At 70.7% G+C, this 23,041-nt stretch carries 17 protein-coding genes and 1 pseudogene; 9 read left to right on the forward strand and 9 right to left on the reverse strand.

What is annotated here, in order from left to right:
- Window positions 1–199 precede the first annotated feature (199 nt).
- Entirely contained in the window at window positions 200–2,656 is a 2,457-nt protein-coding gene (locus ACZ7L7_RS34510) for a DNA gyrase/topoisomerase IV subunit A (RefSeq protein WP_285516599.1), read from the forward strand.
- Here the strand turns inward: ACZ7L7_RS34510 and ACZ7L7_RS34515 are convergent.
- On the reverse strand, window positions 2,653–3,714 hold the full coding sequence (locus ACZ7L7_RS34515; RefSeq protein ID WP_472077875.1) for a CobW family GTP-binding protein: 1,062 nt from the start codon (window positions 3,712–3,714) through the stop codon (window positions 2,653–2,655). The two genes, ACZ7L7_RS34510 and ACZ7L7_RS34515, sit on opposite strands and share 4 nt — an antisense overlap.
- 321 nt (window positions 3,715–4,035) lie before the next feature.
- Between ACZ7L7_RS34515 and ACZ7L7_RS34520 the strand changes: the two genes are divergently transcribed.
- The 3 genes from ACZ7L7_RS34520 (at window position 4,036) to ACZ7L7_RS34530 (ending at window position 5,822) form a co-directional block, all read left to right on the forward strand.
- Entirely contained in the window at window positions 4,036–4,533 is a 498-nt protein-coding gene (locus tag ACZ7L7_RS34520) for a DUF6082 family protein (RefSeq protein ID WP_285516601.1), read from the forward strand.
- 223 nt (window positions 4,534–4,756) lie between these two features.
- Entirely contained in the window at window positions 4,757–4,993 is a 237-nt protein-coding gene (locus ACZ7L7_RS34525; protein WP_285516602.1) for a hypothetical protein, read from the forward strand.
- Window positions 4,994–5,123: 130 nt separating this feature from the next.
- Window positions 5,124–5,822: a DUF6082 family protein gene (locus ACZ7L7_RS34530; RefSeq protein WP_285516603.1), complete on the forward strand. Its 699-nt coding sequence runs from the start codon at window positions 5,124–5,126 to the stop codon at window positions 5,820–5,822.
- A 12-nt stretch (window positions 5,823–5,834) separates the two neighbouring features.
- Here the strand turns inward: ACZ7L7_RS34530 and ACZ7L7_RS34535 are convergent.
- Window positions 5,835–7,011, reverse strand: a pseudogene (locus ACZ7L7_RS34535) (citrate synthase/methylcitrate synthase).
- 111 nt (window positions 7,012–7,122) lie between these two features.
- Here ACZ7L7_RS34535 and ACZ7L7_RS34540 point away from each other — a divergent pair.
- From ACZ7L7_RS34540 to ACZ7L7_RS34555, 4 genes are all read left to right on the forward strand, one after another.
- On the forward strand, window positions 7,123–8,379 hold the full coding sequence (locus ACZ7L7_RS34540) for a citrate synthase family protein (RefSeq protein ID WP_285516605.1): 1,257 nt from the start codon (window positions 7,123–7,125) through the stop codon (window positions 8,377–8,379).
- A 54-nt stretch (window positions 8,380–8,433) separates the two neighbouring features.
- Complete coding sequence (locus ACZ7L7_RS34545; protein ID WP_285516606.1) at window positions 8,434–9,378, forward strand: sucrase ferredoxin; 945 nt, start codon at window positions 8,434–8,436, stop codon at window positions 9,376–9,378.
- Window positions 9,379–9,539: 161 nt separating this feature from the next.
- Entirely contained in the window at window positions 9,540–11,228 is a 1,689-nt protein-coding gene (locus tag ACZ7L7_RS34550) for an ATP-binding protein (protein WP_471431577.1), read from the forward strand.
- The gene (locus ACZ7L7_RS34555) at window positions 11,225–11,905 is read left to right on the forward strand and encodes a response regulator (protein WP_285516608.1); all 681 of its coding nucleotides are present in this window, start codon (window positions 11,225–11,227) and stop codon (window positions 11,903–11,905) included. Before ACZ7L7_RS34550 ends, ACZ7L7_RS34555 begins: the two co-directional genes overlap by 4 nt.
- A 98-nt stretch (window positions 11,906–12,003) precedes the next feature.
- Here ACZ7L7_RS34555 and ACZ7L7_RS34560 read toward each other — a convergent pair whose 3' ends face one another.
- The 3 genes from ACZ7L7_RS34560 to ACZ7L7_RS34570 form a co-directional block, all read right to left on the reverse strand.
- Entirely contained in the window at window positions 12,004–13,596 is a 1,593-nt protein-coding gene (locus tag ACZ7L7_RS34560) for a solute symporter family protein (protein ID WP_285516609.1), read from the reverse strand.
- Window positions 13,593–14,111: a DUF485 domain-containing protein gene (locus tag ACZ7L7_RS34565; RefSeq protein ID WP_285516610.1), complete on the reverse strand. Its 519-nt coding sequence runs from the start codon at window positions 14,109–14,111 to the stop codon at window positions 13,593–13,595. Before ACZ7L7_RS34565 ends, ACZ7L7_RS34560 begins: the two co-directional genes overlap by 4 nt.
- Before the next feature lie 169 nt (window positions 14,112–14,280).
- Window positions 14,281–16,404 (reverse strand): DNA gyrase/topoisomerase IV subunit B, encoded by a 2,124-nt coding sequence (locus ACZ7L7_RS34570; RefSeq protein ID WP_285516611.1) that lies wholly within the window; start codon window positions 16,402–16,404, stop codon window positions 14,281–14,283.
- Between the two features lie 440 nt (window positions 16,405–16,844).
- Here ACZ7L7_RS34570 and ACZ7L7_RS34575 point away from each other — a divergent pair, with 440 nt between their 5' ends.
- Window positions 16,845–17,075 (forward strand): DUF7455 domain-containing protein, encoded by a 231-nt coding sequence (locus tag ACZ7L7_RS34575; RefSeq protein ID WP_093720492.1) that lies wholly within the window; start codon window positions 16,845–16,847, stop codon window positions 17,073–17,075.
- A 103-nt stretch (window positions 17,076–17,178) separates the two neighbouring features.
- On the opposite strand, the gene ACZ7L7_RS34580 is transcribed toward ACZ7L7_RS34575, so the two are convergent.
- From ACZ7L7_RS34580 to ACZ7L7_RS34595, 4 genes are all read right to left on the reverse strand, one after another.
- Window positions 17,179–18,042 (reverse strand): S1 family peptidase, encoded by an 864-nt coding sequence (locus tag ACZ7L7_RS34580; protein WP_285516612.1) that lies wholly within the window; start codon window positions 18,040–18,042, stop codon window positions 17,179–17,181.
- Between the two features lie 132 nt (window positions 18,043–18,174).
- Window positions 18,175–19,707 carry an RNA polymerase sigma factor gene (locus ACZ7L7_RS34585; protein ID WP_285516613.1) on the reverse strand — a complete coding sequence of 511 codons (1,533 nt, stop codon included), beginning with the start codon at window positions 19,705–19,707 and terminating at the stop codon, window positions 18,175–18,177.
- A 429-nt stretch (window positions 19,708–20,136) separates the two neighbouring features.
- Window positions 20,137–21,024, reverse strand: a complete 888-nt coding sequence (locus ACZ7L7_RS34590) for a FadR/GntR family transcriptional regulator (protein ID WP_285516614.1) — start codon at window positions 21,022–21,024, stop codon at window positions 20,137–20,139.
- A gap of 163 nt (window positions 21,025–21,187) precedes the next feature.
- Window positions 21,188–22,990 carry an ABC transporter ATP-binding protein gene (locus ACZ7L7_RS34595; RefSeq protein ID WP_453604721.1) on the reverse strand — a complete coding sequence of 601 codons (1,803 nt, stop codon included), beginning with the start codon at window positions 22,988–22,990 and terminating at the stop codon, window positions 21,188–21,190.
- Window positions 22,991–23,041: the final 51 nt, after the last annotated feature.

A 23,041-nucleotide genomic window follows, 5' to 3' on the forward strand; every position in this document is an offset into this window, starting at 1 on the left:
GACGCGTACGCCGAGGGCGGAGCCGCGAGCGGATCGCGTAGCCTGCGGGCAACCGGAAGCGGAGATCACCTGCGCGCCGGTCCGCACGACCCCGACGCCGGGTCCTGATCCGGGTTGTCAGTGCCGCGGTCCACAATGGTCCGCGTCGGATCCGGTGCACGCACACAGCTAGCGCGAAGAAGAAGGAGCCCAGGCAGCGATGGCCCGCCGCAGCACGAAGACCCCGCCGCCCGATGACTCGTACGAGGAGAAGATCCTCGACATCGACGTCGTCGACGAGATGCAGGGCTCCTTCCTTGAGTACGCGTACTCGGTCATCTACTCGCGCGCCCTGCCGGACGCCCGCGACGGACTGAAGCCGGTCCACCGGCGCATCGTCTACCAGATGAACGAGATGGGCCTGCGCCCCGACCGCGGCTATGTGAAGTGCGCGCGCGTGGTCGGCGAGGTCATGGGTAAGTTGCACCCGCACGGCGACGCGTCGATCTACGACGCGCTGGTGCGCATGGCGCAGCCCTTCTCGATGCGCCTGCCGCTGGTCGACGGCCACGGCAACTTCGGTTCGCTGGGCAACGACGACCCGCCGGCCGCGATGCGGTACACCGAGTGCCGCCAGGCCGCCGCGACCAGCCTGATGACCGAGTCGATCGACGAGGACACGGTCGACTTCGCGCCCAACTACGACGGCCAGGAGCAGGAGCCGGTGGCGCTGCCCGCCGCCTTCCCGAACCTCCTGGTCAACGGCTCCTCCGGGATCGCGGTCGGCATGGCCACCAACATGCCGCCGCACAACCTCGGCGAGGTCATCGCCGCCGCCCGTCACCTGATCCGCCACCCGAACGCGGATCTGGAGACACTGATGAAGTACATCCCGGGCCCCGACCTGCCCACCGGCGGCCGGATCGTGGGCCTGTCCGGCATCCGCGACGCCTACGAGACCGGCCGCGGCACCTTCAAGATCCGCGCCACGGTGTCGGTGGAGAACGTCACCGCCCGCCGCAAGGGCCTGGTCGTCACCGAGCTGCCCTTCACGGTCGGCCCGGAGAAGGTGATCGCCAAGATCAAGGACCTGGTCGGCTCGAAGAAGCTCCAGGGCATCGCCGACGTCAAGGACCTCACCGACCGCGAGCACGGCCTGCGCCTGGTCATCGAGATCAAGAACGGCTTCGTGCCGGAGGCCGTGCTGGAGCAGCTGTACAAGCTGACGCCGATGGAGGAGTCCTTCGGCATCAACAACGTCGCCCTGGTCGACGGCCAGCCCCTCACCCTGGGCCTGAAGGAGCTGCTGGAGGTCTACCTCGACCACCGCTTCGAGGTCGTGCGGCGGCGCAGCGAGTTCCGCCGCACCAAGCGCCGCGACCGCCTCCACCTGGTGGAGGGCCTGCTGACCGCGCTCGTCGACATCGACGAGGTCATCCGGCTGATCCGCTCCAGCGAGAACAGCGCGCAGGCCAAGGAGCGCCTGATCGAGCGCTTCTCGCTGTCGGACGTCCAGACCCAGTACATCCTGGACACCCCGCTGCGCCGGCTCACCAAGTACGACCGCATCGAGCTGGAGGCGGAGAAGGACCGGCTCACCGAGGAGATCGCCCAGCTGACCGCGATCCTGGAGTCGGACGCGGAGCTGCGCAAGCTGGTCTCCTCCGAACTGGCCGCGGTCGCCAAGAAGTTCGGCAACGAGCGGCGTACGGTCCTGCTGGAGTCGGCGGGCAGCCAGGCGGCGGCGCAGCCGCTGCAGGTCGCCGACGACCCGTGCCGGGTGCTGCTGTCGTCGACGGGTCTGCTGGCCCGTACGGCCAACGGCGACCCGTTCACGGAGGACGGCGAGGCCAGGCGCACCAAGCACGACGTGATCATCTCCGCGGTGCCCGCCACGGCGCGCGGCGAGGTGGGCGCGGTGACCTCGGCGGGCCGGCTGCTGCGGATCAACGTCGTCGACCTGCCGACGCTGCCGGAGACGGCGTCGCGGCCGAACCTGTCGGGCGGTGCGCCGCTGTCGGAGTTCGTCTCCCTGGAGGGCGACGAGACGGTGGTCTGTCTGACGACGCTGGACGAGTCCTCCCCCGGTCTGGCGCTCGGCACCGAGCAGGGTGTCGTCAAGCGGGTGGTGCCGGACTACCCCTCCAACAAGGAGGAGTTGGAGGTCATCACCCTCAAGGAGGGCGACCGGATCGTCGGCGCGGTGGAGCTGCGCACCGGTGAGGAGGACCTGGTCTTCATCACGGACGACGCCCAGTTGCTGCGCTACCAGGCGTCCCAGGTGCGTCCGCAGGGCCGTCCGGCGGGCGGTATGACGGGCATCAAGCTCTCCCAGGGCGCGAAGGTCATCTCCTTCACGGCGGTGGACCCGGCGGCGGACGCCGTCGTCTTCACCGTGGCGGGCTCGCGCGGCACGCTGGACGACTCGGTCCAGACGACGGCCAAGCTGACCCCCTTCGACCAGTACCCGCGCAAGGGCCGAGCCACCGGCGGTGTGCGCTGCCAGCGGTTCCTGAAGGGCGAGGACTGCCTGTCGCTGGCCTGGGCGGGCCCGGCCCCGGCCCGCGCGGCGCAGAAGAACGGCAGCCCGGCCGAGCTTCCGGACATGGACCCGCGCCGCGACGGCTCGGGTGTGTCGCTGCCGAAGACGGTGGCGGTGGTGGCGGGCCCGGTCTAGACGCCGGCCTCGGGGGGTTCCTCCTCGGAGCCCTGGACGTAGCGGAGGACGCCCCACATGCCGTGCTCGTCGGCGTGCGGGGCGTCGCTCTCGCACGCCGCGAGTTCCTTGGCGAGGGCGGGCGCGTCGATGCCGGACCCGATGAGCACGAGCTGGGTGAGGCGTTCGGCGCCGCCCGGCCACGGCTCGGGGTAGAACCGCAGGAACCGCCCGACGGCATGCACGCCGTACCGGTTACGGGTGTCGTGCGGCCCGAAGTCGACGTACCCCTTGATCCGGTAGAGCCCCTCGGGCCGGCTGTCGAGAAACCGCATGAGCGCCCGCGGATCAAGAGCCCGCCCCGACTCGAACGACACACTGTCGTAGGCGGTGTGCAGATGCCCGTCATGCTCACCGCCCTCGTCGTGCTGGTGCAGGTCGTCGAAGGACAGCTGCCCGATGCGCTCCTCACTGGGCCGGCAGTCGAAGAGGAACTCCGGGTCGATGCGCCCGTAGGTCGCGGGTACGACGGCGGCGCGCCCGGCGAGCCCGCGTACGGCCGACAGCACGCGCTCGGGGTCCTCGGCCCGGTCGAGCTTGTTGACGACGACGAGGTCGGCGAGGGCGAGGTGCCGGTCGATCTCGGGGTGCCGGGCGCGGGTGGCGTCGAACTCTGCGGCGTCGACGACCTCGACGAGCCCGCCGTAGACGATGCCGGGATGCTCGCTGGCGAGCACCATGCGCACCAGTTCCTGCGGCTCGGCGAGCCCGCTGGCCTCGATGACAATGACGTCGATGCCGGCGGAGGGCGCCGCGAGCCGCTCCAGGTAGCTGTCCAGCTCACTGGCATCAACGGCGCAGCACAGGCAGCCGTTCCCGAGGGACACGGTGGAATCCCCGAGTGCCCCCGCCACGGCCATGGCATCGATCTCGATCGCCCCGAAGTCATTGACGATGGCCCCGATCCGGCTGCCGCCGCTGCGGTGCAGGAGGTGGTTGAGGAGGGTCGTCTTCCCGGAGCCGAGGAATCCGGCGAGCACGACGACGGGAATCTGCTGCGCGGGGCTGCTGGGGAGCAACGAGCGACCTCTCTCACACCGACGCGTGCACCGGCTCGTTGGCGTGGTGCACGGGCGAAGAATCAATGCCGGTCCAGGATACGAGCCGCAAGAATCCGGGCGAAGTGAACGATTGTTAGCAGCACTTGCGGGGCAGACGTTGGGCATGGCGCCGGACTGTGCGACCCTCGCTTCCCTCCGTGCGCCTCCTCTCCGCCTCCCTGCCGATCAGAGCCGCTCGGCACCCTGGGAGACGGCAAGCGCCGCCCACCGCTCGCCGGTCCCCTTCAGTCGACCCGCACCCCGACGACCGGCGGACGGCCGCCTGATTCGGGGGTTGACATGGCCACACAGAGCTTCCGGCTGGGGAGCCTCGGCCGCACCGCGCGAGCGAGTCTCGCGACCATGCTCAAGACTGTCACGGCACGCAGCACGAGCCAGCGGAAACGTGCTGCCCTCATCGAGCAGCATCGACTCCACTTCGACCTCATGTGCAAGGCGATGGACGATCCCGCGCTGACCGCGGTGCTCGACACGTACGACGCGGAGATCCCGCTCGACAAGCAGCGACAGTTCCTGTTCGCGAACGTGCTCTATGTCAACGCCCTCTTCTATCACCGCATCGGCGCCTGGACACGGCCGGAACTCTTCGGACACCTGCGCATCCTGTGCCAGAACCCTGTGTTCCGCGAGTACTGGGAGGCCACCCGTCCGCACCGGATGAGCCTGCCGAGGGAATCGGAGGAAGCGGTACTCGGGAACAGGATGGACGATCTGATCCGGGAGCTGGACGACTCCGACGGGGAGGAATGGTGGGTCGTCGGGACGGACGACGGGTGACCACCTTTGCTGACGGCTGACCACGGTCGCATTTCACCCGATCTTCCAGCGTGATGCCGCACGTCGTCAGCAACCGGTCGGCTATCTTGTTGCCCACCCTCTCCGGGCACTCCGGCGACACCATCACGCTCGGAGCAGGAGCGCTCCGTAGCACACTCTTGCCCGGAGGCAGCCACGCCTGGAGGCTCCCCTCCCCTGCGAGCCATAAGGCTGGTATCTCTCGGTGAAAATCGTGCGACGTATTGGGGCCTCGCCCCGTGAGCGTGGCAGTGGTACGGGTCAGTCGTGCCCGGACATCTTCGAGCTCGATGACGGCAACTTCGCGATCATCGGCTGCGAAGCGACTGCGGAACTCGACCCCGCACTTCCTCATGACGCCGCACGCGCCGACTATGAGCGCATCGTGGTCATCACCAGAGAAACCCTCCTCAGAGCCAAGGCGGACATTCCGGACGCCTGAGGCGGAAGGTCCGGTAGAACCGCTACCGGACCCGGCGCCAGTCGCCCCCAACGTCTCTGCTGGACCGAGCCCCCGAGTTTTCCTGCTCGGCTCGGGGGAATCCTCCCAACTCGGCATCCGGGAGGGGATCTTGGCTGGAACACCAGCATGGCGGTCCGCGAGCAGGGCGATCGCATGGCTCGCCGTGGCGCTCATCGGTACGGCCGCCGTGTGCCTGGCGTCCCTGGTCGTCAGCGGATGGCTGATCAGCGGTGTGGAGCAGGCGAACGGCGGCATGGAGGAAGCGGCCCAGCGCAGCGCCCTCGGTGACTACTTCGGGGCGGTGAGCGCGGTCTTCTCCGGTGTGGCTGTCCTCCTGCTGGTCGCCACCTTGCTCTTCCAGCAGCGCGAACTGAGGATGCAACGCGAGGAACTCGCCCTTCAGCGGCGGGAGCTGATCGCCTCTCGGGAAGAACTGCGCAGGAGCGCGACAGCGGATCTGCGGGGTCTGCACATCCAGTTGACGCAGATGCAGATGAACGACGCGTCGCTGGCCGAGGTGTGGAACGACTACCCGGGTCACAGCCCGGCCGAGATACGCCAATTGCTCTTCGCCAACCTCACGTACAGCCACTACGCGCTGATCTACGAGTGGGGAAGCGTGTCGGACGCCGAGGTCCTCGCCCATGCGCGAAGCCTGGTCAGGAGTCCGGCGTTCCGCCGTTACTGGCAGCTGTCGCGGGACGCCAAGGCAGCGCTCCCCGAGGACAGCACGGAGGCACGCTTCTTCCGGCTCTTCGACCGAGCGATCCGCGAAACCTCCACGGGTGACGGGTCGCCCGCCTCCTGAGCATCGCCCGGGTCAAGCGGCCACCGGCACCGCCATCGGCGCCCCCGGCCCCACATACCGTGCCACCGGGCGGATGATCTTCCGGTCCTCGGACTGTTCGAGGATGTTGGCGCTCCAGCCGACGACGCGGGCCGCCGCGAAGGTGGGGGTGAACATCTCGCGGGGCAGGCCGCAGAGTTCCATGACCACACCCGCGTAGAACTCGACGTTGGTGTGGAGTTCACGACCGGGCTTCAGCTCGGCGAGGATCGCCTCGACCCGGCGCTCGACCTCGACAGCGAAGTCGACGCGGGGGCCGCCGAAGCGCCGGGCGATCTCGCGGAGCATGCGGGAGCGGGGGTCCTCGGTGCGGTAGACGGCGTGGCCGAAGCCCATGATGCGGTCGCCGGCGAGGACGCGTTGACGGATCCACGGGTCAATGCGGTCGGGTGTGCCGATGGCGTCCAGGGTGTCCAGCGCCCGGCTGGGCGCGCCGCCGTGCAGGGGGCCGGAGAGCGCGCCCACAGCGCCCACGAGGCACGCCGCCACGTCCGCTCCCGTCGACGCGATGACCCTCGCGGTGAAGGTTGACGCGTTGAATCCGTGATCAATGGTTGAGATCAAGTACTGCTCGACGGCCCGCGCCCGCTCCGGTTCCGGTTCGGAACCCGTCAACATGTACAGATAGTTCGCCGCGTACGGCAGGTCCTCCCGCGGCTCCACCGGATCGCGCCCCTCCCCCAGCCGGTACAGCGCGGTGAGCAGCGTCGGCACGGCGGCCGCCGCGGCCAGCGTGTCCCGGCGGCGTTCGTCCGCGCCGATGTCGTACACCGGCCGGAAGCCCTTGACCGCGCCGAGCAGGGACAGTGCCGTGCGCATCCCGGCGAGCGGTCCGGACCCGGTGGCGTGCTCCGCCGCGGCGATCGCGGGGAGTACCGCGCTCACCTCGTCGGGCAGGCGCCGCAGTACGGCGGTCTCGGGCGGCGAAGGCCGCGGCCCGCTCCGCGTCCGGCGGCAGTTCGCCGTGGATCAGCAGATGCCAGACGTCCTCGAAGGAGCGCGTCCGCGCGAGGTCGACCGCGGAGTACTGCCGGTAGTGGTAGAAGCCCTCTCTCCCTCGTACGTCACCGATCTCCGTGTCGGTGACGACGACACCCGCGAGCCCCCGCGGCGCCTCGATGAGCGTGCTGCCCGACCTGTTGACCGTCATGACTACCTCCCTGGACTTGATTCGACTGTCCATGCTTGACTCAATCTCTGTCAATATTGATTCAGTCAATACAACAATCCACGTGTCGCCCAGACGGATACGGTGACCCCCATGCGCGATCAAGACCCCGGCTCCGAGCACCCGTCCCGGCGGCTGACCACCAAGGAGGCAGCCGAGCTGCTCGGCGTGAAACCCGAGACCGTGTACGCGTACGTCAGCCGCGGACTGCTCAGCAGCAGCCGCATGCCCAGCGGCCGGGGCAGCACGTTCGACGCCAAGGAGGTCGAGGCCCTCGCCCGGCGCAACCGGCGCGACAGCGGCGGCACTTCGGGCTCCGGCCATGAGCTGGCGGTACGCACCCGCATCACCCTCATCGACGCGGACCGGTACTACTTCCGCGGCGTCGACGCGACCGAACTCGCCCTGCGCCACTCCTACGAGGAAGTCGCCGAGTGGCTGTGGACCGGAAGCCTCCGCCCGGGCATCACCTTCGACGCCCCCGAGGCCACGGCCACCGCGGCCCGCCGCGCAGCCGACGCACTGCCCGAACACACCGGGCCCACCGACCGGTTGAGGGTCGCTGCCATCGCCGCGGCGACCGCGGACCCGTTGCGCTTCGACCTGTCCGAGGACGCCGTTCTCGGCACCGCGCGCACGCTCATCCCCACCCTCGTCGCCGCCCTGCCCCCCATACGGCGCGGCCACCGCGACACCGGCCCGCTCGCCGCCCGCCTGTGGGCACGGCTCAGCGGACTGCCCGCCGACGAGGACTGCGTGCGCGTCCTGGACACGGCGCTCGCCCTCCTCGTCGATCACGACCTCGCCGCCTCCACACTGGCCGTGCGCGTCGCCGCCTCGGCCCGCGCGCACGCCTACGCGGCCGTCTCAGCGGGCCTGGGCGTCCTGGAGGGCCCCTTGCACGGCGCGGCCAGCGGCCTCGCCCACCGGATGCTCCTGGACGTCCTCGACCGCGGCGACGCGGCACCGGTGATCGCCGAGGAACTCCGCGCCGGCCGCCGCATCCCCGGCCTCGGGCACCGGCTCTACCCGGGCGAGGACCCACGCGCGCGGGTACTGTTCGAGCTGCTGGAGCGGATCCCGCGGGCCGAGCCCGCCCTGGCGGCGGCCCGCGACGTCGTCTCCACGACCGCCCGGCACACGCCGCTGCACGCCAATGTCGACCTGGCCCTGGCCGTGTTCACCGCGACCTGCGGCATGCCCGCCACCGCAGGCGAGACGATCTTCGCCGTCGCCCGGACGGCGGGCTGGATCGCCCACGCGCTGGAGGAGTACGGCGAGCGCCCCCTGAGGATACGTCCCAGCGGTCACTACGTCGGCCCGAGGCCACCCCGACCACTGCCGGAGTAGGACACGAGCGGCCCGGGAAGCCACTCTGGATCAAGTCAGGTTAGGCTCACCTTCGTGAGTACTTGCTCAAGTGTCTCCCGGGACCTCGACGAGCCGATCGCGGGCACCGCGGCCACCGCGAAGACCTGGCTGCTGCTGGAGCAGCCCGGTCCGTGGGGCGCCAAGGCGCTCACCTCCAGCCATCTGGACCCCGCGCTGGGCCGCGCCCTGGAGGCCGCCGCCAAGGGCACCGGCGTGCGGATCGCGCTCATCCGCCGCCCCGGGCGCCACGCCGACCGCGGCACGCCCGCCGCGCGTCGGGTGTACGCCGCCCACACCACCCCCGGGAACGCCTGGCTGCACGGCGCCACCATCACCGACCCGCGCCGGCTGCTCGACCTGGACTTCGCCGCGCTCGGCAGGGGCGACCACCGTGTGTTCGACACGGTGCTCCAGGCCGCCCCGCACACCGGCGACCCACTCGCGCTCGTGTGCACCAACGGCAAGCGGGACCGCTGCTGCGCCCTCCTCGGCCGCCCTCTCGCCGCCGAACTCGACGCCTCGGGCGTGGAGGGCGTCTGGGAGGTCACCCATCTGGGTGGGCACCGTTTCTCCCCGACCCTGCTGGTCCTGCCGTACGGCTACGCCTACGGCCGCGCACAGGCGCCCGCCGTCAAGGAGGTCCTCCTTCACGCGCGGGAGGGGCGGATCGTCGTCGAGGGCTGCCGCGGGAACTCCGCGTGGGAGCGGCCCGGGCAGACGGCCGAGCTGGCCGTGCGCTCGGCGGTGGGCGAGTACGCGGCGGACGCCCTGAGCGTCATCCGCACCGAGGGCGCCGCGCCGCGCTGGACGGTGACCGTCGCCCACACCGACGGCCGCCTGTGGCATGTGGTCGTCGCCCAGGGCGAGGCGCTGCCGCCCCGGGCGGAGAGCTGCGGTACGTCGGTACTGGGCTCGCCCGCGCGGATGGACGTGGTCGCGGTACGCGAGCTGGCCACCACGACGGCACTGGCCGGCTGAGGGCCTTGACCGCATCAGCCGCCTGACAGCCGCGACCGCACCAGTCGGCCGACGGCCATGACGACACCGCCCGGCTGACGAGCCCGGCGGCACCGGTCGGCCGACGAGCATGGCGGCACCGGCCTGACGCTTCCGCGGCGGGTCCACGTACCGTCGTGGGTATGAGCCCCACTCCCCCCGCGCGCCGCCTGCGCCTCGGCCTGCCGCGGCGGATGTTCTCGCAGGTGCTGCTGATGCAGGTGGCGATCGCCGCGGGAGTCGCGGTGCTCGCGACGGGCCTGTTCCTCGCGCCGCTCGGCAACCAGCTCGACGACCAGGCCATGCGCCGGGCCCTGGCCATCGCCCAGACCACCGCCGTCGATCCGCAGATCGCCCACGGCGTCGTGAACACGCCCCCGACGTCCGACGGGCCCGTCCAGAAGGAGGCCGAGCGGATCCGCGAGGCCACCCGGGCCGAGTACGTGGTCGTGATGGACTGGCGGGGCGTGCGCTGGTCGCATCCCACTCCCGACGAGGTCGGCAGGACCGTGTCCACCGACCCGGGCGACGCCCTGGCCGGCGACGAGGTCATGGAGATCGACGCCGGCACCCTGGGCCGCACCGCGCGCGGCAAGGTGCCCCTGCGCGACAGCGACGGCGACATCGTCGGCGCGGTCTCCGTCGGCATCGCCTACGACAGCGTCCGGGCCCGGCTGATCCACGCGATCCCGGAGCTGCTGGCGTACGCGGGCGGCGCCCTTGCGGTGGGCGCGCTGGCCGCCTGGCTGATCTCCCGGCGGGTTCAGCGGCAGACCCGCGACCTGGCCTTCTCCGACATCTCGGCGCTGCTGGCGGAGCGCGAGGCGATGCTGCACGGCATCCGCGAGGGCGTGGTCGCACTGGACCGCGAGGGCCGGGTGCGCCTGCTCAACGACGAGGCGCGGCGGCTGCTCGGCATCGGTGACGAGGCGCTCGGGCGCTCCCTGGACGAGGCGCTCGGGGAGGGCCGTACGACCGACGTACTGGCCGGGCGGGTGACGGGCACGGATCTGCTCACCGTGCGCGGGCAGCGCGTCCTGGTCGCCAACCGTATGCCCACCGACGACGGCGGCGCCGTGGCCACCCTGCGCGACCGCACCGAGTTGGAGCAGCTCGGCCGGGAACTGGACTCCACGCGCGGGCTGATCGACGCCCTGCGCGCCCAGGACCACGAGCACGCCAACCGTATGCACACCCTGCTGGGGCTGCTGGAGCTGGAGATGTACGACGACGCCGTGGAGTTCGTCGGCGAGGTGGTGGGTGAGCACCGGGCGACCGCGGAACAGGTCACGGAGCGGATCCAGGACCCGCTGCTCGCGGCGCTGCTGGTCGGCAAGGCGACGGTGGCGGCCGAGCGCGGGGTGGCGCTGCTGGTGTCGGACCGGACGCGGCTGCCGGACCGGCTGGTCGACCCGAGGGGCATCGTGACGGTCGTCGGCAACCTGGTGGACAACGCCCTGGACGCGGTCGCGGGCACCGCGCACGCGCGCGTGGAGGTCGAACTGCGCACCGAGGGGGACACGGTCGTCCTGGTCGTACGCGACACCGGGCCCGGAATCCCGGCCGAGCGACGCGAGTTGATCTTCACCGAGGGCTGGTCCACGAAGGAGGCACCGGCCCATCGCGAGCGCGGGATCGGGCTCTCCCTGGTGCGCCGGCTCGCCGAACGGCAGGGTGGCAGCGCCACCGTGGGCGAGGCGCCCGGCGGTGGCGCGGAGTTCACGGTCGTCCTGCCGGACGCGCTGACGGAGCCGGCCGCCGAACCCGCCCTGACCGCCCCCACCGCCCACCGGGCCGCCGCCCGCGCGGCCGCCGAGGAGGAGTCGCGATGATCGAGGTCCTGGTCGTGGACGACGACACCCGTGTCGCCCATGTCAACGCCGCCTATGTGGAGAAGGTGCCGGGCTTCCACGTGGCCGGCGAGGCGCACAGCGCGGCCCAGGCGCTGCGGCAGGTCGAGGAGCTGCCCCGGGTGGACCTGGTGCTGATGGACCACTACCTGCCCGACGACACGGGCCTGTCGGTCGTACGGGAGATGCGGCGGCGCGGCCACAGCACCGACGTGATCATGGTGACGGCCGCGCGGGACGTCTCCACCGTCCAGGAGGCGATGCGGCACGGGGCGCTGCAGTATCTGGTCAAGCCGTTCGCCTTCGCGGGGCTGCGCGCCAAGCTGGAGGCGTACGCGGAGCTGCGCCGCACGCTCGACGGCGGCGGTGAGGCCGAACAGGCCGAGGTGGACCGGATCTTCGGCGCCCTGTCCGCGCCGTCGGAGCCGGGGCTGCCCAAGGGCCACTCCCCCACCACGGCCGATCTGGTGCGGCGCTGTCTGATCAACGCGGACGGCCCGCTGTCCGCCCAGGACATCGCGGACCGCACCGGAGTCAGCCGCCAGACCGCGCAGCGCTATCTGAAGCTCCTGGAGCGCACGGGCCGCGCGCGGCTCACCCTCAAGTACGGCGACGCGGGCCGCCCTGAGCACCGATACGTCTGGGCGACCCGCGTCTGAGGGCACGGCCGTTCGTGGGGGCGGGGGAAGCGGCCGTACCCGCACCCTGGGATACGGATTTCACGGCCGGTTGTCTCCGGCCGCTCGCAACGTTTCGATCAGGCCGCTCCCGCCCCGGTCAGTGACCGCACCTCGGTCTCCGCGTGCTTGGCCTCGTCGGGGAGTTCGGCGGAGGTGACGGTGCCGAGCCAGCCGGCCAGGAAACCGAGCGGGATGGACACGATGCCGGGGTTCTGGAGCGGGAACAGGTGGAAGTCGACGCCGGGGACGAGGGACTCGGGGCTTCCGGAGACCACCGGGGAGAGCAGGACGAGCGTCAGGGCGGGGATGAGGCCCCCGTAGACGGCCCAGACGGCACCGCGGGTGGTGAACCCTCGCCAGAACAGCGAATAGAGCAGCACGGGCAGATTGGCGGACGCGGCGACGGCGAAGGCCAGGCCGACCAGGAAGGCGACGTTGAGGTCGCGGGCGAGCAGGCCGAGGGCGATGGCGACGACGCCGATGCCGACCGCGGCGACCCGGGCGACGGCGACCTCGCTGCGCTGCTTGGCCCGTCGGCGCCGCAGGGAGGCGTACAGGTCGTGGGCGACGGACGCCGAGGAGGCGAGGGTGATTCCGGCGACCACGGCGAGGATCGTGGCGAAGGCGACGGCGGCGACGACGGCGAAGAGAACCGTTCCACCGGTGGAGTCGGCCCCGCCACCCAGGTCGAGGGCCAGCAGCGGCACGGCAGTGTTCCCGGCGGCGTTGGAGGCGCGCACGGCGTCCGAGCCGACGATGGCGGCGGCGCCGAAGCCCAGGACGATCGTCATCAGGTAGAAGCCGCCGATCAGCCCGATCGACCAGACCACCGAGCGGCGTGCCGCCCGCGCGGTGGGGACAGTGTAGAAGCGGGAGAGGATGTGGGGCAGTCCGGCGGTGCCGAGGACCAGGGCGAGTCCGAGGCTGATGAAGTCGAAGCGGGCGGTCCAGTCGGCGCCGTACTTCAGGCCGGGGGCCAGGAACGATTCGCCGTGGCCGCTGCGTTCGGCGGCGCTGCTCAGCAGGTGGTCGAAGTCGCCATGGAAGCGCACCAGGACGAGCACGGTCAGCGCGATGGTGCCGCCGAGCAGCAGGACCGCCTTCACGATCTGGATCCAGGTGGTGGCCCGCATCCCTCCCAACGACACGTAGATCACCATGAGCGCGCCGACGCCGATGACGGTCCAGGTCTGTGCCGCCTCGCCCTGTCCGCCGAGCAGCAGCGCGACCAGGCTGCCCGCACCCACCATCTGCGCCACCAGATACAGAACGGACACGGTGACCGAGGAAGTTCCCGCCGCGATGCGTACGGGCCGCTCGCTCATCCGGGCGGCGACCACGTCGGCGAGGGTGAACCGGCCGCAGTTGCGCACCAGTTCGGCGACCAGGAAGAGCACGACCAGCCAGGCCACCAGGAAGCCCACCGAGTACAGCAGGCCGTCGTAGCCGTAGAGGGCGATGAGTCCGGAGATGCCGAGGAAGGACGCGGCCGACATGTAGTCGCCCGCGATGGCAAAACCATTCTCCATCGGCGAGAAGAGCCGGCCTCCCGCGTAGAACTCCTCGGCGGAGCCGTGCCGGTGCCGGCTCACCCAGGTGGTGATCGCCAGGGTGACGGCGACGAACGCGCTGAACAGCAGCAGGGCCAGGGTCTGATGATCGCCCGTCACGATGTGCCGCTCCTCGTGCCGCGGGTCATTTCCTGGGTGTCCCAGCGCAGTTCGAGCGCGGCCCGGTCCCGGCGCAGGCGCGCGTGGCGGGTGTAGGCCCAGGTGAGCAGGAAGGTGGTGAGGAACTGCGCGAGCCCGGCGACCATCGCCACGTTCACCGCGCCGGCCACGGGTCGGGCCATGAGTGCGGGCGCGGTGGTGGCCGTCACGACGTAGCCGATGTACCAGGCCAGGAAGCCGAGGACGGCCGGGACGACGAACCTGCGGTACTGGCTGCGCACTTCCTGGAAGGCGGCGCTGCGCTGCACCTCCAGGTAGACCTCCGCGGCCGTGGCCCCCTCCGCGCGGGCCGCCGGGGCGGCGGCGGGAGCGGGGGCGGTGTCCGACTCGCCCCAGCCGGAGGCGAGCGCGTCGTACCAGGGATCGTCGTACCGCACGCTCCCGGTTGACCCGACCGCGTCGGGGCCGCCGGGACCACCCTCGCGCGCGCGGGAGTGACCGTTGCTTGAGTGCATGCCCAAGGATGGACAGAACGGGAAGATCCCCGACTCTTGTTCCCCTCGCCCTTCACCCCATCAGGTGATTTGTCCCGCATGTACGGTGCGATCTGCTTCGCAAACGCGTAGGCCGGGGCGGGCCGTAGGCGGAGTCACCCGCCCTCGGCCCGCCCCGGCCCGAAGGTTCCTACGCGTCGATGCGGGAGCGGTCCAGCGTCGCCGCCGAGGAGGAGATGAACTCCTTGCGCGGCGCCACGTCGTTGCCCATCAGCAGGTCGAAGACCTGCTCGGCCGCCTCCAGGTCGGAGAGGTTGATCCGGCGCAGGGTGCGGTGGCGCGGGTCCATGGTCGTCTCCGCCAGCTGGTCGGCGTCCATCTCGCCGAGACCCTTGTAGCGCTGGATGGAGTCCTTGTAGCGGATGCCCTTGGACTGGAACTCCATGAGCTTGTCGCGCAGTTCGCGGTCGGAGTACGTGTACACGTACTTGTCCTGGCCCTTCTTGGGCTGGACGAGCTCGATGCGGTGCAGCGGCGGCACGGCCGCGAAGACCCGTCCGGCCTCCACCATGGGCCGCATGTAGCGCTGGAACAGGGTCAGCAGCAGGCAGCGGATGTGGGAGCCGTCGACATCGGCGTCGGTCATCATGATGATCTTGCCGTAGCGGGCCGCGTCGATGTCGAAGGTCCGGCCCGAACCGGCTCCTATGACCTGGATGATCGCGCCGCACTCGGCGTTCTTCAACATGTCCGTGACGGACGACTTCTGGACGTTGAGGATCTTGCCGCGGATCGGCAGCAGCGCCTGGAACTCGGAGTTCCGGGCGAGCTTGGCGGTGCCCAGCGCGGAGTCTCCCTCGACGATGAACAGTTCGCTGCGCTCGACGTCGTCGCTGCGGCAGTCGGCGAGCTTGGCGGGCAGCGAGGAGGACTCCAGGGCCGTCTTGCGGCGCTGCGCGTCCTTGTGCTGGCGCGCGGCGATACGCGTGCGTGCCGCGGCGACGGTCTTCTCCATGACCACGCGGGCCTGGGCGGCCGCGTCGCGCTTGGTGGAGGTCAGGAACGCCTTGAGTTCCTTGCTGATCACGGAGTTCACGATGCGGCGTGCCGCGGAGGTGCCGAGCACCTCCTTGGTCTGGCCCTCGAACTGGGGCTCGGCCAGGCGGACGGTGACGACGGCGGTGATGCCTTCCAGGGCGTCGTCCTTGACGATGTCGTCCTCGGCCACGCGCAGCAGCTTCTTGGCCCGCAGGACCTCGTTGAGGGTGCTCGTGACGGCCGCCTCGAAGCCCGCGACATGGGTGCCGCCCTTGGGGGTGGCGATGATGTTCACGAACGACTTCACGGTCGTGTCGTAGCCCGTGCCCCAGCGCAGCGCCACGTCGACGTCGAGTTCGCGGGTGACCTGGGTGGGCGTCATCTGGCCGTGCTCGTCCAGGACCGGGACGGTCTCCCGGAAGGTGCCCTGGCCGGACAGGCGCAGCACGTCGCAGATGGGCTTGTCGGTGGCGAGGTATTCGCAGAACTCGCTGATGCCGCCGTCGAAGCGGAAGGACTCCTCACCCTTGCTGCCGCCCTCGCCGAGGCCGAACTCGTCGCGCACGACGATGGTCAGCCCGGGCACCAGGAAGGCGGTCTGGCGGGCGCGCTGGTGGAGGTTCTCCAGGGAGAGCCTGGCGTCCTTGAGGAAGATCTGCCGGTCGGCCCAGTAGCGCACGCGCGTGCCGGCGCGGTTCTTGGGGATCTTCTTGGTCTTGCGCAGCCCGCTGCCCGCCTCGAACTTCGCCTCCGGTCCGGTGGCGGCGAACACGCCGGGCACCCCGCGCCGGAAGCTGATGGCGTGGGTGTGGCCACCGCGGTCCACCTCGACGTCCAGTCGCGCGGACAGGGCGTTCACCACGGAGGCGCCCACGCCGTGCAGACCGCCGGAGGCCGCGTAGGAGCCGCCGCCGAACTTGCCGCCGGCGTGCAGCTTGGTCATCACGACCTCGACGCCGGACAGGCCGGTCTTGGGCTCGACGTCGACCGGGATGCCCCGGCCGTTGTCGCGGACCTCGACCGAGCCGTCGTCGTGGAGGACGACCTCGATGTGGTCGCAGTAGCCCCCGAGGGCCTCGTCCACGGAGTTGTCGATGATCTCCCAGAGGCAGTGCATCAAGCCGCGGCTGTCGGTCGAGCCGATGTACATGCCCGGGCGCTTGCGCACGGCTTCGAGGCCCTCAAGGACGAGCAGGTGCCGCGCGGTGTAGTTGGAACCGTCCCGGTCTGCTCCTGCCAGCAGCGCTGTGGACGGCACGGACGTCTCGGCGGTCACGCGGTTCGCTCCTCGCTGAATTTCAGGTGGCGCCCTGATGGGTAAGGGCGCGGCTTCGGTCGCCGCTCAGAGGGTACCGAGGCCTGGTAGAGCCGATGTAACGCCACCCTCGTCTGTCGGCAGACTAGTCCAGAGTCGCATAGATGTTCGATCCCTCGATGGAGTGAAGTACATATCACGTTCCCTTCCAGGCATGAACCATTTAGGCTCCGGGCACGTCCTCATGAACAAACCGGCAATCCAGCCGGAGGGACCGACACCGACCGACAGTGCGAACCCGTACGACACACAGACACGCGATACGGCACATTCGCCGCCAACCGGCAGCAGCCAGCCGCCCGGAAAGATTTTTTCAAGGAAAAGCCACGAGCGGGAACGTTTTCGGGCTGGTTGGATGTTGACCCTGGTACGACAGCTCGTCGAGCTAGAGAAGAGGCGACGTGACTACTGTTCTGACCCCCGCGAGCCCGCTGACGGCCGCCGATCGCTGCGACCGCTGCGGCGCCCAGGCATACCTGCGCGTCGTCCTGGTAAGCGGCGGAGAACTGCTCTTCTGCGCCCACCACGGCCGCAAGTTCGAGCCGGGACTCAAGAAGATCGCCGCTGAGATACAGGACGAGACGGAGCGGCTGACGGCCGTTCCCGCCACCGCTTCCGAGGAAGAGCGCTGACACCCTCGCGTCCACGACGAGCCAGATACAGGCATTAGGCCGGCGTACGGGCGGCTGTCCCCGATTTCCCGGGGCAGCCGCCCTACGCGTTGCCCGGAACCGCTCAGGGCGCCCCCTGCGCCCCTCTCACGGCGCCGGTGTCCCAGCCCAGCTTCGCCAGGGCGTCGGAGACCCTCGCGTACACCCCGGGGCTCCCGGGGAGGCCGCAGCCGCTCCCCCAGGACACCAGCCCGATCAGCCGCCCCCCGGCGACCAGCGGGCCGCCGCTGTCCCCCTGGCAGGCGTCCCGGCCGCCCAGCACCTCACCGGCGCACAGCATGCTGTCGGCGAGATACACACCGCCGCCACCGCCGCCGGGATAGGCCCGCTCGCAGCGGCTGTCGGCGAGCACATGCACGCGCGCCGCCCGCAGGCTCGTCGCGTAGTCCCCGCCCCCGGTCACATCCCCCCACCCGTAGACCATGGCCTCCGTCCCCTCCGCGTACGCCGGATCCCCGGCCGCCGCCGCATGGATCACCGAGTCCTGCGGCAGCGGCTCCGCGAGCGTGAGGACGGCGAAGTCCCCGGCGTTGGTGACGTCGTCGTACTCGGGGTTCACCCAGCTCCGCCGTACGGCGATCTCCTGCCCCTGGTCCGTCCGCAGGTCGGTGCGTCCCGTGATGACCCTGAGGTCGGGCACCTCGTCCGGCGCCGACCCGAGGACGTCCTCGCGCAGACAGTGGGCCGCGGTGAGCACGGTGGTCGGCCCGACGGCGACGCCGCCGCAGAACTGCCCCGAGCGCGTACCCCCGAACCGGTCACGGCTGGACAGCGCCACCGTCCAGGGACTGTCGGCGACATCCACCGGGAAGCCCCCCACGATGATGCTGTCGGAGGCCGCCGGGGCCGCGGAGGTGAAGGGTATGACGGCCGCGGTGGCAGCCAGGACCAGAGGCCGGGCGAGCGCCCGGACCAGGGGACGACGCATACGCGCTCCTCACTCAGGGGTGGTCGTGGGACACCCAGCGTCATCCACCCCGGCGCACCCCGCACCCGCGCGGGCAGCGCGAAGGCCCGGCCCCCGCGCGGGGAACCGGGCCTTCGTCACGTAGGACTCGGCCTAGTCGAGGTAGTCCCGAAGGACCTGGGAGCGCGACGGGTGGCGCAGCTTCGACATGGTCTTGGACTCGATCTGGCGGATGCGCTCACGCGTCACGCCGTACACCTTGCCGATCTCGTCGAGGGTCTTCGGCTGACCGTCGGTGAGACCGAAGCGCATCGAGACGACGCCCGCCTCGCGCTCGGACAGGGTGTCGAGAACGGAGTGCAGCTGCTCCTGCAGGAGCGTGAAGCTGACCGCGTCGGCCGGGACCACGGCCTCGGAGTCCTCAATGAGGTCACCGAACTCGCTGTCGCCGTCCTCGCCGAGCGGGGTGTGCAGCGAGATGGGCTCGCGGCCGTACTTCTGGACCTCGATGACCTTCTCGGGGGTCATGTCGAGCTCCTTGGCCAGCTCCTCCGGGGTGGGCTCGCGGCCCAGGTCCTGGAGCATCTGGCGCTGCACGCGCGCGAGCTTGTTGATGACCTCGACCATGTGCACCGGAATACGGATGGTGCGGGCCTGGTCGGCCATGGCGCGGGTGATCGCCTGACGGATCCACCAGGTGGCGTACGTGGAGAACTTGTAGCCCTTGGTGTAGTCGAACTTCTCCACCGCGCGGATCAGACCGAGGTTGCCCTCCTGGATGAGGTCCAGGAAGAGCATGCCGCGGCCGGTGTAGCGCTTGGCCAGGGAGACCACCAGACGGAGGTTGGCCTCCAGGAGGTGGTTCTTGGCGCGGCGGCCGTCTTCGGCGATGATCTCCAGCTCGCGCTTGAGCTTGGGGGCGAGCTTGTCGGCGTTGGCCAGCTTGTCCTCGGCGAACAGACCGGCCTCGATGCGCTTGGCGAGTTCGACCTCCTGCTCGGCGTTGAGCAGCGGGACCTTGCCGATCTGCTTGAGGTAGTCCTTGACCGGGTCGGCGGTGGCACCGGCGGCCGCGACCTGCTGCGCGGGCGCGTCGTCCTCGTCCTCGTCGGAGAGTACGAAACCGGCGCTCTCCGTGCCCTCGGGCTCGTCGCCGGGCTTGACCTCTTCGAGGACCTCGTCCTCGACCAGCTCGGCGTCGTCCTTCTTGGCGGTGGTCTTCTTGGCCGCCGTCTTCTTCGCGGTGGTCTTCTTGGCCACCGTCTTCTTGGCGGTGGTCTTCTTGGCAGCGGCCTTCTTTACAGGCGCCGCTTCCTCCTCGGCGGCCGCGTCGGCGGCGGGTGCCGCGGGCGTGGCGGTGGCGGTGGCCTTCTTGGTGGTCACCGTCTTCGCCGCGACGGTCTTGGTGGCGGTGCGCTTGGCCGGACTCTTCGCTGCGACGCTCTTTCGGGTGCGCTTGGGCTCCGCGGCACTGACCATCAGCGTCACACCCTCTTCCTCAAGAATCTGGTTGAGGCTGCGCAGTACGTTCTTCCACTGAGTGGCCGGAATCTGGTCAGCTTCGAAGGCCCGACGCACGTCATCGCCGGCGATCTGCCCCTCAGCCTTTCCCCGCTCAATGAGCGCCATGACAGAGACGGACTCGGCGATCTCCGGCGGGAGCGTACGGGATGTGCTGGCCGACACGAACAACCTCTCGGAACGTTGGAAAACGGCTTCCGGCCCCGTCCACAGCGGACAGGAGCCGACCACCGACCTGGGGATGGGCCGACGGTGCGGGCGGGGGCCGGGAAGATGCACAGCGCCGTGTACGGCGTCCGTATTCCCTCCGCGGCTGTCACCTCTTAGGTCATCGCGCTGTTTCCACAAGCGTTACGCCCAATCTGCGTGGCCCGAGTCACACCCCGTAAGCGATCAAAAACGGTCAGATACGGACAGATGGTGTCGGTCGAGGGCACTGCTAACGGTAACTCCGCCCGCGCCGCCGCCCCGCCGCGCCGTCGGACCCCGCAGGATCGCGCGGATCCTGCGGGGTCCGACGGGGGGCGGTCCACCGACCGGACGATGCCACGGAAGGGGGGAGGCATCCCCGGCCGCGCCGCCCGTGGGGCACGTTCAGTGCTCGCGCGGGGCGGGCACCACGCGCTCCACCTCCGGATGGACGGTGAGCAGCTGCCGCATCGCCGCCTCGGCCGCCGCGCCGTCTCCGGCGGCGAGGGCGTCGACGATGCGGGCGTGGTGCGCCAGCGACGACTCGTTCGGGCGTTCGCAGCCGGTGACCGGACCGCCGGAGACCTGGAGGGCGGCCGAGACGATCCCGGAGAGGTGCTCCAGCATGCGGTTGCCGGCGACCTGGATGAGCAGCGAGTGGAACTCGGCGTCCGCGCGCGAGAAGGTGAGCGCGTCGCCCTGCCCCATGGCGTGGCCCATGATCTCGACCATGTCGGCCAGCCGCTGCTGGATGTCCTCACGGCCGTGCCCCGCGGCCAGACGCGCGGCGAGCGGCTCGATCGTCCAGCGCAGCTCGCTCAGCTCACGGCGCTGGTCGTCGCGCTGCGGCCCGAAGGCCCGCCACTCGATGATGTCCGGGTCGAGGAGGTTCCAGTCGCTGACGGGACGCACGCGCGTGCCGACGTTCGGCCGGGCGCTGACCAGGCCCTTGGCCTCAAGGACGCGGAGCGACTCACGGACGACGGTGCGGGAGACCTCGAAGCGCTGGCCGATCTCCTCGGGCACCAGCGGGCGGTCGGCACCCAGGTCGCCGGAGACGATCATCTGGCCGAGCTGCTGGACGAGTTGGCCGTGCAGCCCACGTCCGCGGCTGCCCGCGGCGCGCCGGCCCACACGGCCCAGCTCCGGCTCCGCGCTCTCCCAGGACGGGGCTCCGACGCGGTCGGCCACCGGGGCCTCGGCGTAGGGGTAGCGGTCGAGTTCGCCCGGGCCGACGAGACCGGAGTCGGCGGCGCGGGCGGCGGTCATCATGGTGTGCGCAAGGGTACTCACGGATCCTTTGTCGGCGCCCTCCCCAACTCCCTTGAGGTCTTTGGTGAAAAGCACACGAAAGGGTGATCGCTCACCCCGTCGCAATTGACGCCTTATCGGAAAGAAATGGGCTTTCCATGGGGAGTTGCGCACACCGAAGCCACTGAATAGACAGAAACAGTCACTACCGAAGCCTGGTGCGCATCGTTGTGAGCAGATACGCGCACAGCAGCGTGGTGAGCGACAACGCCAAAGCGCCGCCCACGGGTTGAGCCAGCAGCCGCGCGACCCCCACCAGGTAGCGCTCTCCCCCGAAGGGCCACTGCATCAGCAGCACTTCCCTGACTCGCATCGGGAATCCCGCCGCCGACCGCACACCGGGTCCTTCCAGGAACTTCTGCACCAGCGGTACGACAACCACCGGCACCGCGACCACCGCCGCGAGCCCTGCCGTCGTCGACCGGAACACCCCGGCGGCCAGCACCCCGGCCCAGGCGCACCCCGCCACCAGCCCCACCCAACTCGCACTCAGCGAAAGCCACTCCGAGGGAACTTCCGCCAGCTCCCGTCCGTATACGAGATACAGCACCTCCGCATCGCACCCCACCGTCACCACGGCCAGCGCCACCGCGGTGACCCCGGACACCAGCAGCTTGGCCACGAGCAGCCCCAGCCGGCGGGGCACCGTGCCGCGGTCCGCCGCCAGCGCCGGATGCCGGAACTCGTCCCCGAAGGCCAGCGCACCGAGCAGCCCGGCACCCAGCGCCGCGGGCGGCAACGGCATCTCCCGCGGCCACGCGGCCAGCAGCCGCTCCTGCGGGGTGTGCCCGATCCGCGCGAGCACGACAGCGACGAGCGCGGACACGACGAGCACCGCGGCACCGGTGAGAAAGGCGGTGCCGACACTGAAGGCACGCCGCAGTTCGTAGCGGAGGGGGCGGAGGGGGCTGGGGGCGGGGCGGACGGAGATGGGGGGTGGGAGGGAGGGGAGGGGGGAGGGGGGCGGGGGGGAACCCCCCGGAGAACCGCTGTCCTCGATCGCGGGGCCCTGCCGCCGCGTGTCCTCCGGTCCGGCTTCCTGCTCGCCCTCCGCCGCCTGCTCCGCGGCCCCCGGCCCCATGTCCCCGATCTCGTCGGCGAGTTGGTGGACGAGGACATCGTGCCGGTAGGCGACCTCACCGATGTCGGCGCAGGTACTGCCGTACACGGAGAGGCGGTTGCCGTCCTCGCGGACGATCTCGACGGAGCGCCGGGTCGTGCGGGCGTCCTTGGCGAGGAGGGCCGCGAGGCGGGCGGCGTGCGGGGTGCGTACGGCGACGCGGGGGCGCAGGCGGGTCCGGGCGAACTCCGCGGCGTCCTGGTCGGCGACGAGCCTGCCCTGGTCGAGGGTGATGACGCGGTCGGCGGTGCGGGCGGCTTCCTTGGGGTCGGAGGTGGTGAGCAGGACGGTTCCGCCCTGGGCCGCGTGGGCGCGCAGGACGCTGTACAGCCAGCGGCTCTCGCGGGTGGAGAGTCCGTCGGCGGGGTTGTCGAGCACGAGGGTGTGCGGGTCGGCGAGGAGTGCGCAGGCGAGTCCGAGCCGCCGGTCCATGCCGCGAGAGAGGGTGCGCAGGCGTTCGTCGCGCAGGCTGACGAGGCCGACGACTTCGAGGACTTCGTCGGCGCGGCGCACCGGCACCCCGGCCGCGGCGCAGAGCATGCGCAGATGACCGCGGACGGTGCGGGAGGGGTGCCCGGGGACATCGCCGAGGAGGACGCCGACCTCGCGGGAGGGGTGGGCGATGCGGTGCAGGGGGCGGCCTCTGAAGTGGGTGAGTCCGCGGCCCTGTTGGAGTTCGAGCATGAGTCTGAGCGCTGTGGTCTTGCCCGCTCCGGGTGCACCGAGCAGCGTGGTGACTCGGCCGGCGTATGCCTCGAAGGAGACGTCGTCGACGGCGGGCGGAAGATCCTTGCGCGGGTCGCTGGTCAGTCCGATGGCCTGGATCACCCGAAGCAAGATAGCGCGGTATGTCCGGTTTTTCGGGCATCGCAAGGCCCG

The sequence above is a fragment of the Streptomyces sp. NPDC110618 genome (assembly GCF_055657065.1).